Annotated in this window: 14 protein-coding genes; 2 read left to right on the top strand and 12 right to left on the bottom strand. The window is 72.7% G+C overall.

The window, feature by feature from the left end; genetic code table 11:
• Window positions 1-27: 27 nt before the first annotated feature.
• The 10 genes from pgsA to CSC66_RS02035 form a co-directional block, all read right to left on the bottom strand.
• Entirely contained in the window at window positions 28-666 is a 639-nt protein-coding gene (pgsA, locus tag CSC66_RS01990; RefSeq protein ID WP_162375682.1) for a CDP-diacylglycerol--glycerol-3-phosphate 3-phosphatidyltransferase, read from the bottom strand.
• Window positions 667-676: 10 nt separating this feature from the next.
• Window positions 677-2,566, bottom strand: coding sequence for an excinuclease ABC subunit UvrC (gene uvrC / locus CSC66_RS01995; protein ID WP_162375683.1), 1,890 nt, complete (start codon window positions 2,564-2,566; stop codon window positions 677-679).
• Window positions 2,563-3,975, bottom strand: coding sequence for a redoxin domain-containing protein (locus CSC66_RS02000; RefSeq protein ID WP_162375685.1), 1,413 nt, complete (start codon window positions 3,973-3,975; stop codon window positions 2,563-2,565). The genes uvrC and CSC66_RS02000 overlap by 4 nt, the downstream gene beginning before the upstream one ends.
• A complete protein-coding gene (locus CSC66_RS02005) occupies window positions 3,972-4,475 on the bottom strand; it encodes a low molecular weight protein-tyrosine-phosphatase (RefSeq protein ID WP_162375687.1) in 504 nt (167 codons plus the stop codon). The genes CSC66_RS02000 and CSC66_RS02005 overlap by 4 nt, the downstream gene beginning before the upstream one ends.
• On the bottom strand, window positions 4,472-5,251 hold the full coding sequence (kdsB, locus tag CSC66_RS02010) for a 3-deoxy-manno-octulosonate cytidylyltransferase (protein ID WP_162375689.1): 780 nt from the start codon (window positions 5,249-5,251) through the stop codon (window positions 4,472-4,474). Before kdsB ends, CSC66_RS02005 begins: the two co-directional genes overlap by 4 nt.
• A 264-nt stretch (window positions 5,252-5,515) precedes the next feature.
• Complete coding sequence (gene lpxK / locus CSC66_RS02015; protein ID WP_162375690.1) at window positions 5,516-6,520, bottom strand: tetraacyldisaccharide 4'-kinase; 1,005 nt, start codon at window positions 6,518-6,520, stop codon at window positions 5,516-5,518.
• 22 nt (window positions 6,521-6,542) lie between these two features.
• A complete protein-coding gene (msbA, locus tag CSC66_RS02020; protein ID WP_162375692.1) occupies window positions 6,543-8,291 on the bottom strand; it encodes a lipid A export permease/ATP-binding protein MsbA in 1,749 nt (582 codons plus the stop codon).
• On the bottom strand, window positions 8,288-8,731 hold the full coding sequence (locus CSC66_RS02025; RefSeq protein ID WP_162375693.1) for an ExbD/TolR family protein: 444 nt from the start codon (window positions 8,729-8,731) through the stop codon (window positions 8,288-8,290). The genes msbA and CSC66_RS02025 overlap by 4 nt, the downstream gene beginning before the upstream one ends.
• Before the next feature lie 7 nt (window positions 8,732-8,738).
• The gene (locus CSC66_RS02030; RefSeq protein WP_202935578.1) at window positions 8,739-9,434 is read right to left on the bottom strand and encodes a MotA/TolQ/ExbB proton channel family protein; all 696 of its coding nucleotides are present in this window, start codon (window positions 9,432-9,434) and stop codon (window positions 8,739-8,741) included.
• A gap of 297 nt (window positions 9,435-9,731) precedes the next feature.
• Complete coding sequence (locus CSC66_RS02035) at window positions 9,732-12,101, bottom strand: DNA internalization-related competence protein ComEC/Rec2 (RefSeq protein WP_238394209.1); 2,370 nt, start codon at window positions 12,099-12,101, stop codon at window positions 9,732-9,734.
• Window positions 12,102-12,446: 345 nt separating this feature from the next.
• Between CSC66_RS02035 and CSC66_RS02040 the strand changes: the two genes are divergently transcribed.
• Together CSC66_RS02040 and CSC66_RS02045 are read left to right on the top strand one after the other, a co-directional pair.
• A complete protein-coding gene (locus CSC66_RS02040) occupies window positions 12,447-12,734 on the top strand; it encodes an Rdx family protein (RefSeq protein WP_162375695.1) in 288 nt (95 codons plus the stop codon).
• Window positions 12,735-12,865: 131 nt separating this feature from the next.
• Window positions 12,866-13,096: a PspC domain-containing protein gene (locus tag CSC66_RS02045; protein WP_162375696.1), complete on the top strand. Its 231-nt coding sequence runs from the start codon at window positions 12,866-12,868 to the stop codon at window positions 13,094-13,096.
• A 174-nt stretch (window positions 13,097-13,270) separates the two neighbouring features.
• Here the strand turns inward: CSC66_RS02045 and lolD are convergent, their stop codons facing one another.
• Together lolD and CSC66_RS02055 are read right to left on the bottom strand one after the other, a co-directional pair.
• Window positions 13,271-14,017: a lipoprotein-releasing ABC transporter ATP-binding protein LolD gene (gene lolD, locus CSC66_RS02050; RefSeq protein ID WP_162375697.1), complete on the bottom strand. Its 747-nt coding sequence runs from the start codon at window positions 14,015-14,017 to the stop codon at window positions 13,271-13,273.
• On the bottom strand, window positions 14,010-15,251 hold the full coding sequence (locus CSC66_RS02055; RefSeq protein WP_162375698.1) for a lipoprotein-releasing ABC transporter permease subunit: 1,242 nt from the start codon (window positions 15,249-15,251) through the stop codon (window positions 14,010-14,012). The genes lolD and CSC66_RS02055 overlap by 8 nt, the downstream gene beginning before the upstream one ends.
• Between the last annotated feature and the right edge of the window lie 35 nt (window positions 15,252-15,286).

A 15,286-nucleotide genomic window follows, 5' to 3' on the forward strand; every position in this document is an offset into this window, starting at 1 on the left:
CGCATTTTAGGGATTCGGGCGACGCTGTCAACCATGTTTCCGCTTTTCTTCGCGGGCCCGTTCCGTGGCCGCCTTTTCGTCGGCGCGCAGTGCCGGCCAGGCCGCATGCAGGTACTGGACGCCGGACCACAGGGTCAGCAATGCGGCCGCGGCCAGCAGCCAGTCGCCCAGGTGGAAAATCTGCTCGCCCAGCCAGATGTCGGTGCCCGGATGCAGGGGATGGCGCGGATTGATCGCGTACAGCAGGCAGGACAGCGCGACCATCTGCGCGACGGTCTTGATCTTGCCGATCGTAGCCACCTTCACCGTCGCCCGCTGTCCCAGTTCGGCCATCCACTCGCGTAGCGCCGACACCGCGATCTCGCGACCGACGATCACCGAGGCCCAGAACGCCATCCAGGGCGTGGGGTGTCCCTGCACGATCAGGAACAGGGCCACGGCCACCATCAGCTTGTCGGCGACCGGGTCGAGGAAGGCGCCGAACGCCGAATACTGGTGGTAGCGGCGCGCGATCCAGCCGTCCAGCCAGTCGGTGACCGCGGCCAGGATGAACACCGCCGCGGAGGCGAAGTTGGTCCATTTGTACGGCAGGTAAAAGACCACCACCAGCACCGGGATCAGCAGGATCCGCAGCAATGTCAGCCAGGTCGGGATGGTCAACTTCATCGAGAGGGGTCTATCCGTTCGCGGCCGGGGGCGCCAGCCCGTGCAGGGTAGCGTAGATGCGCGCGGCGAGCGCGGCATTGATGCCTTCGACCCGTGCGATTTCCTCCTCGCCCGCCGCCTTCAGCCCGCCCAGCCCGCCGAAGTGGCGCAGCAGCGCGGCGCGACGGCGCGGGCCGATGCCCGGGATGTCTTCCAGCCGGCTGGTCGTGCGCGCCTTCTGCCGCCGGCCGCGGTGGCCGGTGATGGCGAAGCGGTGCGCCTCGTCGCGCACCTGCTGGATGAACTGCAGCGCCGGCGAGGCGGCGCCCGGGCGCAGTTCGCGTCCATCGGCGAGGACGAGGGTCTCGTCGCCGGCGCGCCGCTGCTCGCCCTTGGACACGCCGACCAGCAGCACGCCCTCCACGCCCAGGTCGGCCAGCGCCTCGCGCGCCTGCGCCAGTTGCCCGGCGCCGCCGTCGATCAGCAGCACGTCGGGGAGCACGGCGTTGGCGGCCGCCGGCCCCGGCCCGCCAGCGGCCTCGGCCTCCAGCGCGCGCCGGAAACGGCGCTCGATCGCCTGGCGCATCGCCGCGTAGTCATCGCCCGGTTCGATCCCGCTGATGTTGTATCGGCGGTACTGGTTGCGCACCGGGCCGGCCGGGTCGAACACCACGCAAGAAGCCACCGTGGCTTCGCCCAGGGTATGGCTGATGTCGAAGCATTCGATCCGCGCCGGCACTTCGGCCATGCCGAGCAGGTCGCGTAGCCCTTCGCTGCGCGCCTGCTGCGCTCCACGGCTCGCGAGCTCGGTGGCCAGGGCCAGCTGGGCGTTGCGCCGGGCCAGGTCCAGGTAGCCGGCACGTTCGCCGCGCACGCTGGATTTCAGCGCCACCTTGCGTCCGGCCGCCTCGGCCAGCGCCAGTTCGATCAGCTCCGCGTCGGGGATGGCGCGGTCGAGCACGATCTCGGCCGGGGGCGGCTGCTCGGCGTAGTACTGCGACACGAACGCGGCCAGCACTTCCTCGGCGCTGTCCTCGCCGTTGGTGCGCGGATAGAACGCGCGCGTACCCAGGTTGCGCCCGTCGCGGAACGCCAGCAGCAGCACGCAGGCGGCGCTGCCCTGCATCGCGCAGGCCAGCACGTCCAGGTTGGCCGCGTGGCCGTCCACGTACTGCCGGGCCTGCAGGCCGCGCAACGTGGCCAGCAGGTCGCGCAGCCGCGCGGCCTGCTCGAACTCCAGCTGCGCGCTGGCCGCCTCCATCGCCCCGGCCAGTTCCTCGCCCAGCTCGTCGCTGCGGCCCTCCAGGAACAGCGAGGCGCGGTGCACCGACTCGGCATAGGCGTCGGCCTCCACCAGGGCCACGCAGGGCGCGCTGCAACGCCCGATCTGGTACTGCAGGCACGGCCGGCTGCGGTTGCGGAACACGCTGTCCTCGCAGCTGCGCAGGCGGAACAGCTTGTGCATCAGGTCCATGGTCTCGCGCACCGCGCCGGCGCTGGCGTAAGGACCGAAATAGCGCCCTGGCACCGCGCGCGGCCCGCGATGGAAGGCCAGCCGGGGCCAGCGTTCCTGGGTGAGCAGCACGTACGGATAGCTCTTGTCGTCGCGCAGCGAGACGTTGTAACGCGGCGCCAGCGACTTGATCAGCTGGTTCTCCAGCAGCAGCGCCTCGGCCTCGGTGCGGGTGACCGTGACCTCCATCCGCGCCACCTGCGCGACCATGGCGTGGATCCGCGCGGTCTTGGGCGTGTTGCCGAAGTAGCTGGCGACGCGGCGCTTCAAGGCGCCGGCCTTGCCCACGTAGAGCAGGCTGCCGTCGGCGGCGTACATGCGGTACACGCCCGGGGCGGTACTCAGCTGCGCGACGAACGCCTTGCCGTCGAACCCGCCCGCCGCCGCATCGCCCACCGCCTCGCTCATTCGCTGATCGACACGTCTTCCAGGGTGCCGCCGGCGATGTCGTAGCGCAGGATGCCGTGGGCGTCGGTCTCGGCGATCCAGACCGCACCGCCGGCGATCGCCAGCCCGGTGGGCCCGTGCAGGCGTCGCGGCAGTTCGACCGTGCTCAATTCGCCGCCACCCAGGCGCAGGGTCCGCAGCATCCCGTTGCCGCTGTCGGCGATCCACAGCAGCGGCGCATCGGCGCTCAGCGCGATTCCCAGGGGGTGCTGCAGGCGCGCGCTCGAGCGCGGACCATCGGCGTCGCCGAACTCCCAGGGCCCCTGCCCGACCAGGGTCTGCACCAGGTCGTTGCGCAACTGCAGCGAGCGCACCGCCGAGCCCAGCGCATCGCACACGTACAGCGCCTGCTGCACCGCGGCCAGGCCCGCCGGCTGGGCGAACGCGGCCATCATCGCGTTGCCGTCGCGCACGTCCAGGCGCCCGGAACCGGCGCGCAGGTGCAGCTCGGTGCGGCCGAGGTCGCAGCTCCAGATGCGGTTGTCGCCGGCGCTGGCGATGTGCACCTGGTTGCCGGCCACGGCCAGCGCGAGCGGGTGGTTGAGCGGCCCGCGCGCGGCCGGATTGACCGGACCCTCGACCGGATCGCCCGGGCGGCCGTTGCCGCACAGCGTGTCGACCTGCCCGGTGCGCAACTGGATCCGGCGCAACGCATGGTTGCCGGTGTCGGCGACGAACAGCTGCTCCCGCTCCAGGGCCAGGCCCTGCGGGCGGTGGAACGCGGCCTGGTCGCCGGGGCCGTCCATGAAGTCGGCGGTCCCCAGGCCGAACTGGCGCAGGATGCGACCGCCGTGGCTGCATTCGAGGATGCGGTGGTGGCCGCTGTCGGCGATGTACAGCCGGTCGGCACTGGCGGCGATGCCCGCCGGGAAACGCAGGGTCAGGCGCGGCTCGGGCGCGGTCTCGGACGTGGTCAGGTCCTCCTCGAGTGGAGGGGGCAGGCCCTCCACCAGGGCGAAGAGCGCCCGCTCCATGTCCCCGCCCAGCCCGACGATGCGTTCGCGCTCGCGCCCGTCGGCATCGACCAGCAGCAGCGTCGGCCAGGCCTCGATGCCGTAGCGCTGCCAGGCGGCCCAGTCGGCGTCGAGCAGGACCGGCGATGCCACCCCCAGCCGGCGCAGCAGCTTGAGCGAGCGTTGCGGCACCCGTTCGCTGTCGAAGCGCGGCACCTGCACCACCAGCACCTGCAGGCGGCCGGGATTGCGCGCCTGCCACTGCGCCAGCTCGGCCAGGCGTTGCGCGCACCAGGCCGAGGCGGCGTTGACGAAGGCCAGCACGACCGGCCGGCCGCGCAACTCGTGGAGCGAGGCCGCCGGGGCGTTGAGCCAGGGCAGTTCGCGGGGCAGTTCCTGGAGGATGGCCGCGTTCATGGCCTGATTATGCCGGACGCCGGCCGCGCGGACAGGCGGTCCACGACCGCCCGTGCCGCCGTATCGACCAGTTGCCAGACCCCTTCGAAGTGGCTGCCGTCGCCGTAGTACGGGTCGGGCACCTCGCCATGCGGCACCGTACCGGCCCAGTCCAGCAGCAGCGCGGTGCGCTCGCGTGCTCCTGGCGGCGCCAGGGCGCGCACGTCGCGCAGGTTGTCGGCATCGGCGCAGAGCAGCCAGTGGAAGTCCTCGAAGTCGCGCGCGCGCAACTGGCGCGCGCGCAGGCCGGCGATGTCCACGCCATGCCCGCGCGCGCAGGCGATCGCGCGGCGGTCCGGCGGCTCGCCGGCGTGCCAGCCGCCGGTGCCGGCCGAATCGACCATCACCCGCCCGGCCAGCGGCGACGCTTCGATGCGGGCACGCAACGCGCCTTCGGCGAGCGGGGAACGGCAGATGTTGCCCAGGCATACCACCAGCAGGCGCGTCGGCCCGGCACTCATGCGGCGGCGCCGCGCAGGCGCGCCTCGGCGCGATCGAGGTCCTCGGGCGTGTCGACCCCCGGCGGGAACGGTGCCGGCGCCAGCGCGACCGCGATGCGGTGCCCGGCTTCCAGCACCCGCAACTGCTCCAGCGACTCGACCTGTTCCAGTCGGCCCGGCGGCATCCGCGCGAACACCTGCAGGAAACCCGCACGGTACGCGTAGATCCCGATGTGGCGCAGCCAGTGGCCGCCGGCCGGCAACACGCTGCGGTCGCGGGCGAAGGCATCGCGCGGCCAGGGCAGCGGCGCCCGGCTGAAATACAGCGCATCGCCGGACGCGGCGCGGACCAGCTTGACCGTGTTCGGATCGAACAGGGTTTCCACCTCCGCCACCGGCTCGGCCAGGGTCGCCATCGGCGCGCCGCTGCCGACCAGTGCGCGCGCCACTTCGGTGATACCGCTGGCCGGGGCGAAGGGCTCGTCGCCCTGCAGGTTCACCACCACGGTATCGTCGTCCCAGCCCGCGATCGCGGCGCACTCGGCCAGGCGGTCGGTGCCGGAGGCATGGGCCGGCGACGTCATCGCCACGCGCACGCCCGTGGTGCCGGCGACCGCCGCGGCCACGCGTTCGTCGTCGGTGGCCAGCCACACCTCGCGCGCGCCGGCCTCCAGCGCGCGCCGGGCCACGTGCAGCACCAGCGGCTCGCCGCCGAGCAGGCGCAGCGGCTTGCCGGGCAGGCGGCTGGCCGCATAGCGCGCCGGCACGGCGACGACGAAATCGATCTGCGGGTCCATCGGATCCTCCATGGCGAAGCGGCATTGTAGGGGCGTGGCGGCGGGCCTCCCCCCGCCAGGGCGGCGCTGGCGCGCCGCCTTCCGGGGGCACGGGCCCACATCGGCCCCCGGGCGGCGGGTGCCACGACACATCCGCTGCAGAACCTGCCCGGCAGAATCCACCGAAGGAACGACGAGGGCCGGCAATGCGCCGGCGACCAGGGGCTCGGTCGGGCGCCGATTCCCCTCTCGGATTCTCCCCTCTTGCCCGCAGCAGAGGGCCTGTCAGCGAAGCCGGTCGAGCCGGTCCAGCAGCGCCACCCAGAAGGCCGCGGGCAGTTCCGCGTCGACCGGCACGGCGAAACAGCGCGCATCGGCGAACGGGGCGCACTTGACCGCATCCTTCTCGGTCATCAGCACTGGCAGGTCGTTGCCGAACTGCAGGTCCTCGGGGCGATACGCATGGTGGTCGGCGAACGCGTGCGGCACCACGCCCACGCCCAGCGCGCGCAGCATGTCGAAGAACCGCTGCGGGTTGCCGATGCCGGCCACCGCATGCACGCGGATGCCGATGTACGAGGCCAGTGCGCGCGGGCGCCCGCCGGCGATCGGCAGCGCGGCGCGCGCCTGCAGGTGCATCGGCCACTCGCCGAAGCCGGTGCCGCCCTGCCCGGCCCCATGGCCCAGGTTGACCACGCGGAAATCGCAGCAGCGACCGCGCTCGACCGGCTCGCGCAGCGGTCCGGCCGGCAGCATCCGGCCGTTGCCGTAGCGGCGGCTGCCATCGATCACCTCGATCTCGATGTCGCGCGCCAGGCGGTAGTGCTGCAGGCCGTCGTCGCAGACGACGATGTCGCAGCCGGCTTCGGCCAGCGCGCGCGCGGCCGCGGCGCGGTCGCGGTCCACGCGCACGGGGACCGGCAGGCGCCGCGCGACCAGCACCGGTTCATCGCCGCCGTCCTGCGGCAGGGTCTCGGCGGTGACCCATAGCGGCGTCGCATCGTCGCGCCGGCCGTAGCCGCGGCTGGCCACGCCCGGCCGCCAGCCGGCCTCGCGCAGCTTCTGCACCACCGCGATCGTCAACGGGGTCTTGCCGGCGCCGCCGGCGGCCAGGTTGCCGATCACCACCACCGGCACCTCGGCCCTGCGCTGCCGCAGCAGGCCGCGGCGGTACAGCCGCCGCCTGAGTGCGGTCACGCCGGCGTAGAGCGGCGCCAGCAGGCGTGCCCACGCGGGCACCGCGGCGTCGCCGAACCACCAGCCTGGTGTCCGTGGAGCCCCCTTGTTCATGCCGTCCGCCTCGCCCCCGGCCTCATCCGGCGCCGCGCTCGCGGAACTGCGCGCCATGCAGGTGGGCATACAGTCCCCCCGCGGCCAGCAACTGCGCGTGGTTGCCGCGCTCGACCAGCCGCCCGTGGTCCAGCACCAGCACCTGGTCGGCATGCTCGATGGTGGAAAGACGGTGGGCGATGACCAGCGTCGTGCGTTCGGGCATCAGCCGGTGCAGCGCATCCTGGACCAGGCGCTCGGACTCGTTGTCCAGGGCGGCGGTCGCCTCGTCAAGGATCAGGATCGGCGCGTCGCGCAGGATCGCCCGGGCGATCGCCAGGCGCTGGCGCTGGCCGCCGGACAACAGCGCGCCGTTCTCGCCGATGTGGGTGTCGAGGCCGTGCGGCAACCGCTCGATGAATTCCCAGGCGTTGGCGGCCTCGGCCGCCGCGCGGATCGCTTCGCGGCTGGCTTCGGCGCCATAGGCGATGTTGGCCGCCACGGTGTCATCGAACAGCATCACCTTCTGCCCGACCAGGGCGATCTGCCGGCGCAGGTCGGCCATGCGGTAGTCGTGCAGCTCCACCCCGTCGAGGGTGATATGGCCGCTGCTGGGCTCGTAGAAGCGCGGCACCAGCCGCACCAGGCTGGTCTTGCCGCTGCCGGAGCGGCCGACGATCGCGGTGACCGTGCCGGGCTTGGCGGTGAAGCTGATGTCGTCCAGGGCGAAACCGGGCTGGTCGCGGTAGCGCAGGCTCACGCGGTCAAACACCAGCTCGCCACGCGCTCGGCCAAGGGTGCGCGTGCCGGCGTCGGCCTCCTCCTCGGCGTCGAGGATCGCGAACAGGCGCTCGGACGCGGCCACCCCGCGGGAAATGGCGGTCTGCACGCTGGTGATCCGCCGCAGCGACGGGATGATCGCCATCATCGCCGTCATCAGCATCACGAAATCGCCGGCGTCCAGCCGCCCCTCCTGGGCCTCGTGCGCGGCGACCCAGACAATCGCCGCCAGCGCCAGCGCCGCCAGCAGCTGGGTCATCGCCGAGGCGCCGGCGCGGGTGCTCTCGACCTTCATGTTCAGGCCGAGGATGCGGTTGGCGAGGGCGGCATAGCGGGAGATCTCCAGCGCCTGCGCGCCATGGATCTTGACGTCCTGCTGCGCCGACAGGGACTGCTCGGCGCTGGCCGCCATCCGGCCCATGCCATCCTGGATGCCGCCGCTGATCCGGCGGTAGCGTTTGCCCACGTACCACACGATCACGCCGATCAGCGGCGTCACCAGCAGCATGGCGATGGTCACCTTGACGCTGGCCCAGAGCATCAACCCCAGCAGGTAGGCGATGGTCAGGCTGTCGGTGACCAGGGTCTTGAGCGCGTCCGAGCTGGCCTGGGTGACCTGTTCGGTGTCGAAATTGAGCCGGCTCACCATCACCGGCGTGGACTCGGCGTCGAACTGGGTCGACGGCAGGCGCAGGTACTTGGCCAGGACCTGCTCGCGCAGGTCGCGCACCACGCTGCGGCCGGTCCGGGCCATGCCGTAGTCGGTGACGAACGTGGCCAGGCTGCGCAGCACGAACAGGCCGACGATGGCCAGCGGCAGCAACACCGCGTCGCGGGCCGAGGGTTCGACGAAATTGTTGGTGAGCGGCTTCATCAGGCGCACGAAGCTGCCGCCGGCGATCGCCTCGATGACCATCCCGACCAGCGCCGCGGCCAGGAACGGCCAGTAGCGGCCCGTGTAACCCAGCAGGCGCCGGTAGATCGGCCAGACCGGGGGATGCCGGTCGCTCAAGGCTGCGGCTCCGGCGACGCCGCGGATGTCGTCTCCGGAGCGGTGGCGATGGCGATCCGGCGGAAGCCCAGCTGCGCCAGCGCGTCCTGCGCGGTGACCACGGCCTGGTAGGGCGTGCGCGCGTCGGCGCGCAGCATCACCGGCAGTTCGCGGTCCTCGCCGGCCGACTCCACGATCGCCTGCTTCACCGCCTCGATCCCGGTCTGCAGCACTTCGCGCTCGCCGACGAAGTAGCGCCCGTCGGCGTTGACGATGATGTTGAGCGTGCGCGCCGGCGGCGGTGCCTGGGGACTGGCCACCGGCAACTGCAGCTGCAGGGTCGAGCGCACGTCGAAGGTGGTCGTGATCACGAAGAAGATGATCAGCACCAGGATGACGTCGATCAGCGGGACCAGGTCGATCCCGGGCTCGTCGTAGGCGCGCTGGTCGCGGATGCGCATGGCAGGCTCAGCCGCGGGCCGGTGCGGGCGGCGCCGGGCGCGCGCCGGCCACGCGGGCCGCCGCCTGCGCGGCCGCGGCCGGCGACACCTGCGGCGCCGGGCGGGCGGTGTCCAGGGCATCGAGCAGTGCCGTGGCCTCCTGCTCCATCTCGATCACGTAGCCGGCGATGCGGCTGCGGAAAAAGCGGTGGAAGATCAGCGCCGGCACCGCGATGATCATGCCGGTCGCCGTGCACACCAGCGCCTTGCCGATGCCGCCGGCCAGCTGGTTCACGTCGCCCAGGCCATGGTCGAGGATGCCCAGGAACATCTGGATCATGCCCACCACGGTGCCCAGCAGTCCCAGCAGCGGACCGGCCGAGGCGATGGTGCCGAGCGCGCTGAGGAACTTTTCCATCCTGAAGACCAGGTGCCGGCCGGTGTCCTCGAGCCGCTCGCGGACCACCTCGCGTGGCTTGTGGCGCACGTCCAGGGCCGCGGCCAGCAACGCGCCCAGCGGCGAGTTGCGGCGCAGCGACTCGATGTGGGCCGGGTCGAGCTGGCCGCGCGCGGCCCAGTTGCGGACTTCCTCGCCCAGCTTCGGCGGCATGACCTCGGCGCGACGCAGGCTCCAGAGCCGTTCCAGGATGATCGCCAGGGCCGCCACGCCCAGCAGCAGCAACGGCAGCATCGGCCATCCACCGGCCTTGACCAGCTCCCACACCTGAACCACCTCCGGCACCGGGCCCTATCGACGAGGCGTAAGGATGACGGCAAAGACGGCCCCGGCGCCAGCCCGGCGCGCCGGGGCTGAGGACCGGCGCACGTTAACCGTGGACGGCGCATGCGCCGCCGCGGCAGGGGCGCGTCGGGCATCCGCGACCGGGCGCGGCGCCACATGGGACGTCCGCCGGCAGTCGCCTGGCCCGATCCGGCGCGGCTTCCGGGGTTCGCCGACACGGGAGCTGGCGACGGCGCGCAGGCGAAGGCCGGGCAGGCACGGCCGGTTGTGCATCGGCGGCTAGGGCGGCGGGTCGTCGGGATACCAGAGGCGGCGACGCCAGGCGCGGCGCTCCCGCAGCGACAGGCCATCGGCGTCGAGCCAGACCCGTATCGCACCGGATCGCGGTGTCGCCAGCACCTCGGCGCCGTGGTGGCGCCAGCGCCGGACCACCGCTTCGCGCGGGTGCCCGAAGCGGTTGCCGCGGCCGGCCGAGACCAGAGCAAGGCGTGCCCCGGTGGCGGCGACGAAGGCGCCGGAAGACGATTCGTCGCTGCCATGGTGCGGGACCACCACCACCTCGGCGCGCAGGCGCCGCGGGTCGCGCAGCAGGCGCCGCTCCACCACCTCGCCGATGTCGCCGGTGAGCAGCATTGCGCCGTGGGCCGATTCGATCCGCAACACGCAGCTGGACTCGTTGCGCAGGTACGGGAAATGCGCGGTGGGGTGCAGGAAGGCGAAGCGCACCCCATCCCATTCCCAGCCTTCTCCTGCCCTGCAGGGACGATCCACCTGCACCGGGCCCCCTTCAGGCCCCGACGACGACCCTGTCGGCAGCGTCCGCTGGATCGCGGGCCAGCCGCCGGCATGGTCGAGGTCGCCGTGGCTGAGCACCGCCCGGTCCACGCGGGTGATGCCGAGCGCGCGCAGGGCCGGCACCACCGCCCGCTCACCGGCATCCCAGCCATCGTGCACGGCCGGCCCGGCGTCGTAGAGCAGCACGTGGCGCGAGGTCCGCGCCACCAGCGCGAGCCCCTGCCCCACGTCCAGCACGTGCAACTCGACCCCACCCGGGGCGGGCAGCTCCCGCGGCGGCCACAGCAGCGGCAACCAGAGCAGCAGCGCCAGGCCCTTGCCCGGAACCCCGCGCGGCAACATCAGCCAGAATGCCGCGAGCAACGCCACCGGCAGCGCCCACGCTTCGGCCTCCGGCAGCCACCACAGGGCGAAGGGGCTGGCCGCCATGCGTTCGAACAACTGCCAGCTCGGCGCGAAGCACGCGCCGGCCGCACGCCAGGCCCATGCTCCCGCGCCGTCATGGACGGCTTCCAGCGCCGTGCCCAGCAGCGACAGCGGCACCACCACCAGGCTCCACCACGGCACCGCAAGCAGGTTGGCCAGCGGTCCGGCCAGCGACGCCTGCAGGAACAGCACCGCCCCCAGCGGCAACAGGCCGAGGGTGGCCACGCCCTGCGCCGAGAGGAAATCGCGCAGCCAACGGCGGCCGCCTTCGGTGGGCAGGCACCAGACCAGCCAGGCCACCCCGGCGAAGCTGAGCCAGAAGCCCGCCTGCAGCACGGCCAGCGGATCGAACAGCAGGATTGCCAGCAGCGCCAGGGCGAGCGCCTGCCAGGCGCCCAGCGGCCGGCGCGCCAGGCGCGCGCCGGCCACCACCGCGATCATCAGCGCGGTACGCACGGTCGGCAGGGCGAAGCCGGCGACCGCCGCGTAGCCGGCGGCACCGGCCATCGCGGCCAGCGCAGCGGCATGCGGGCGCGGCAGGAACAGGCCCAGCCGCGGCCACAGCCACCACCCGGCCATCGCCAGCCAGGCGCAGAACCCGGCGACCAGGCCGACATGGAAACCGGAGATCGCGACCAGGTGGGTGAGCCCCACCGCGCGCAGCGTTTCCCAGTCACCGTCATCCAGGCCGCGGGTATCGCCCAGCGCGAGCGCGCGCACGAATGGCGACGAGGCCGCTGGCACCTGCGCGTCGATCCGGGAGGCGATCCGCGCACGCCAGGCATCCAGCCCCGTTGCCGGCGCCAGTTCGCGCGCCAGTTGCGGGTTGCGCACGTAGCCGGTGCCGGCGATGCGCTGGGCCAGGGCGTGGCGACCGGCGTCGGCGCCCCCGGGATTGGCCAGTCCGTGCGGCGCGCGGAGCTTGAGCGGGAAGCTCCAGCGCGCGCCCGGCTCCAGGCCCAGCCGCGGCCCAGGACCGGTCGCGCCGAAGTCGTCGTACCAGGCCAGTCGCACCCGCCGTCCCGCGACCGGGGCGGGTGCGTCCCCATCGATCCGGAACTCGAAGCGGGTCCGCCGGGCCTCGTGCGATGGCAGGCCCAGCACCTGGCCGGTCACTTTCAACTCGCGTCCCTCCCAGGCGGGCGGCAGCCAGCTGCCCAGTGCCCAGCCGGCGTGCAGCACCACCCAGCCGGCACCTGCCAATCCCGCGGCCAACGCGCGTCCGCGCCAGCGCGCCGCCCAGCCGGCCAGGCCGGCGAGCAGCAGGAGCCCACCCGCTGCCGCAGGTACCAGCCAGGGGAGGAACAGGCAGGTCACCGTTCCGGCGAGCAGGCCGCACACGCAGGCCGGGCCCAGGGCAGGCGGCACCGTGGCGGCCGCGGTAGCGCGATCGCTCGACCTATGGTCGAGCGAGCCAGCGGCGCTCACGACCACCCTCCGGCCTCCCGCGCGCCTCCCGCCTGCGGCCGCCTGGTGCGTGCCCGCGGCGCACGGACCGGCAGGCGCCGGCCGCAGCCATCGCCCAACCACGGCCACACGCCCGCACTCCTGCCCTCGCCCGGATCGTTCATCGCCGCTTCGTCCCTGAAGCCGTCGTGTTCCATCGTGCCGCCGCCGGCCCGGCGCCGGCGATCGGACAAGCCTGTGCCGATGGCTCGGACTTCTCCGCGGGCTTCCCACTGGACGCGCTGGCGGGCCCGCGGCGACCATCGGGCGCGGCGGCCGTGGGTCGCAGGCGCCGGCGGCCGCCGACGCCCCCGAGGACCCGACCTGATGCACCGGATCGAGATCGTCTATTGCACCCGTTGCCGCTGGCTGTTGCGCGCGGCGTGGATGGCGCAGGAACTGCTGACCACCTTCGAGCGGGAGATCGCTTCGCTCTCGTTATGCCCCGGCGACGGCGGCATCTTCGAGGTACGGGTCGACGGGGCGGCGGTCTGGTCGCGGGCAGCCGACGGCGGCTTCCCGGACATCGCCGAACTCAAGCGGCGCGTGCGCGACCGGGTGGCACCCGGGCGGCCACTGGGCCACCTGGATCGCTCGGACGCGGGCCCGGGCTGACGCGTGCGCGGCGGTTGGCACGCCGATGCGCCGTTTCCTACGCCGCGTCGCGGCATCGTCCGACGGCGGGCGGCCGCGCGAGCGGCCACGCTGTCTGCGGACCGGCGCCACGCCGCCGGCGGGAGGCGGCGATGGAGTGGAATTTCAGGGAACTGCAGCGGTCGCGACGCGACGCATGGTTCGGCGGGGTGTGCGGCGGCCTGGGCGAACACACGCCCGTGCCTTCCTGGCTGTGGCGGGTGGCGTTCATCGCCACCACCGTGGGCCTGGGCTGTGGCCTGGTGACTTACGTGGCGTTGTGGATCCTGATGCCACGCGCGCCCGTGGCGCCGGTGGTGGTGGCGGACGAGCCGGCCCCCTAGCGATGCCGGCGCGGGCCGCCTGCTCCCCGGCTACCAGGATTGCGGCGGACGCGGCGGGAGCGTCGTGCGACTTCGGGCCAGGCCACGCGCGATGGCCCCGTCGCAGCGCGGGCGCCTGGCAAGCGGACTGCCGCCGAAGCGTTCCACCCCGGCATCGGGGCGCCGCCCGGACAGTCAGGCGGCCTGCAGGTCGTGCGGCGACAGCTCGCGCAGTTTGCCCTCGTGCAGCTCCAGCACCCGATCGAGCCGGCGCGCCAGGCGCCGGTCGTGGGTGACCAGGACCAGGCTGGTGCGCTGGGCGCGGTTGAGCTCGAGCATCAGCTCGAACACCGTGGCCGCGGTCTTCTCGTCGAGGTTGCCGGTCGGCTCGTCGCCGAGCACGCAGGCCGGACGGTTGACCAGCGCGCGCGCCACCGCCGCACGCTGCCGCTCGCCGCCGGACAGCTCGCCGGGCTTGTGGCCGAGGCGATGCCCCAGGCCCACCGCCTCGAGCAGCGCGCCGGCGCGCGCGCGCGCATCGTCGACTTCGCCGCCTGCCAGCAGCACCGGCATCATCACGTTCTCCAGCGCGGTGAACTCCGGCAGCAGGTGGTGGAACTGGTAGACGAATCCCAGCGCGCGGTTGCGCAGGCGGCCGCGCTGCGCGTCCGACAGCGTCGACATCTTCTGCCCGGCCACGTAGACCTCGCCGGCGCTGGGCGTGTCCAGGCCCCCGAGCAGGTGCAGCAGGGTGCTCTTGCCGACGCCCGAGGCGCCGACGATCGCCACGGTCTCGCCCGCGTTCACGTGCAGGTCCAGGCCGTCGAACACGTGGGTCTTCATCCTGCCTTCGGCGTAGGTCTTGCCCAGGCCTTCGGCGCGCAGCGCCTCGCTGGATTCGTGCACGGTGCCCGCTCCGGTGGCGTTGGGGTTCTCACTCATAGCGCAGCGCCTCCGCCGGCTGGGTGCGCGCGGCGCGCCAGGCCGGGTACAGGGTGGCGAGGAAACTCATCACCAGCGCCACCACCAGGGTCAGGACCACGTCGTTGGTCTGCATGTCGGTCGGCAGGCCGGTGATGTAGTACACGTCCTCCGGCAGCAGGGTCACGTTGAACAGCGCTTCGATGCCGTCGAGGATCCGTTCCAGGTTCCAGGTCAGGGTCACGCCGCCGATGAAGCCCAGCACCGTGCCGATGATGCCGATCAGCGTGCCCTGGACCATGAACACCTGCATCACCCCGCCCGGGGTCAGGCCGAGCGTGCGCAGGATCGCGATGTCGGCCTGCTTGTCGGTGACCAGCATGACCTGCGAGTTCACCAGGGTGAAGGCGCCCATCAGGATGATCAGCGACAGCAGGATGCCCATCACCGTCTTTTCCATCTTCAGCGACTGGTAGAGGTTGGCGTTCTCGCGGGTCCAGTCGCTGACCCGGTAGTAGCCGGGCAGCTTCAGCGCCAGGTCGCGCGCCACCTCGTAGGCCTGGTTCATGTCGTGCAGCATCAAGCGCACGCCGCTGGCGCCGTCCATGCGCAGCACCCGCTGCAGGTCCGCCATGTTGACCACGGCCAGGCCGCGATCGATGTCGTTGTAGCCGGCCTCGAACACGCCGCTGACGGTGAAGCGCTTGTAGCGTGGCATCGCGCCCATCGGCGAGCCCTGGAACTCCGGCAGCATCACCGTGACCTGGTCGCCCACGTCCACGCCCAGCCACAACGCCAGCTCCTGGCCGAGCAGGATGTTGTAGCTGCCGTCGGCCAGCGAGGTGGCCGAGCCGCGCTTCATTTTCTCGGACAGCACCGACACCTGGTCCTCCAGCGCCGGCACGATGCCACGCACCATCGCCGGCTGCTTGCGCGGGCCCGACAGCAGCGCCTCGGTCTCGATGAACGGCGCCGCGCCCGCCACGCGCGGGTCGGCGACCGCCACGTCCAGCGCGTGCTGCCAATCCTGCATCGGCACGCCGTCGGCGACTACGGTCGCGTGGGCGGCGAACTGCAGCAGGCGGTCGCGGATCTCCTTCTGGAACCCGCTCATCACCGCCATGGTGGTGATCAGCACGGTGACGCCCAAGGCGATGCCGAGGATCGAGGCCAGCGAGATGAAGGAGATGAAGCCGTTGCGGCGCTTGGCCCGCAGGTAGCGCAGGCCGATGGCCACGGGGACGGGTTTGAACATGGGCCGAGGGTGTCCGTTGCCGGCTCACCCCGGCG

Source organism: Pseudoxanthomonas kaohsiungensis, assembly GCF_010211765.1.
Classification (GTDB): domain Bacteria; phylum Pseudomonadota; class Gammaproteobacteria; order Xanthomonadales; family Xanthomonadaceae; genus Pseudoxanthomonas; species Pseudoxanthomonas kaohsiungensis.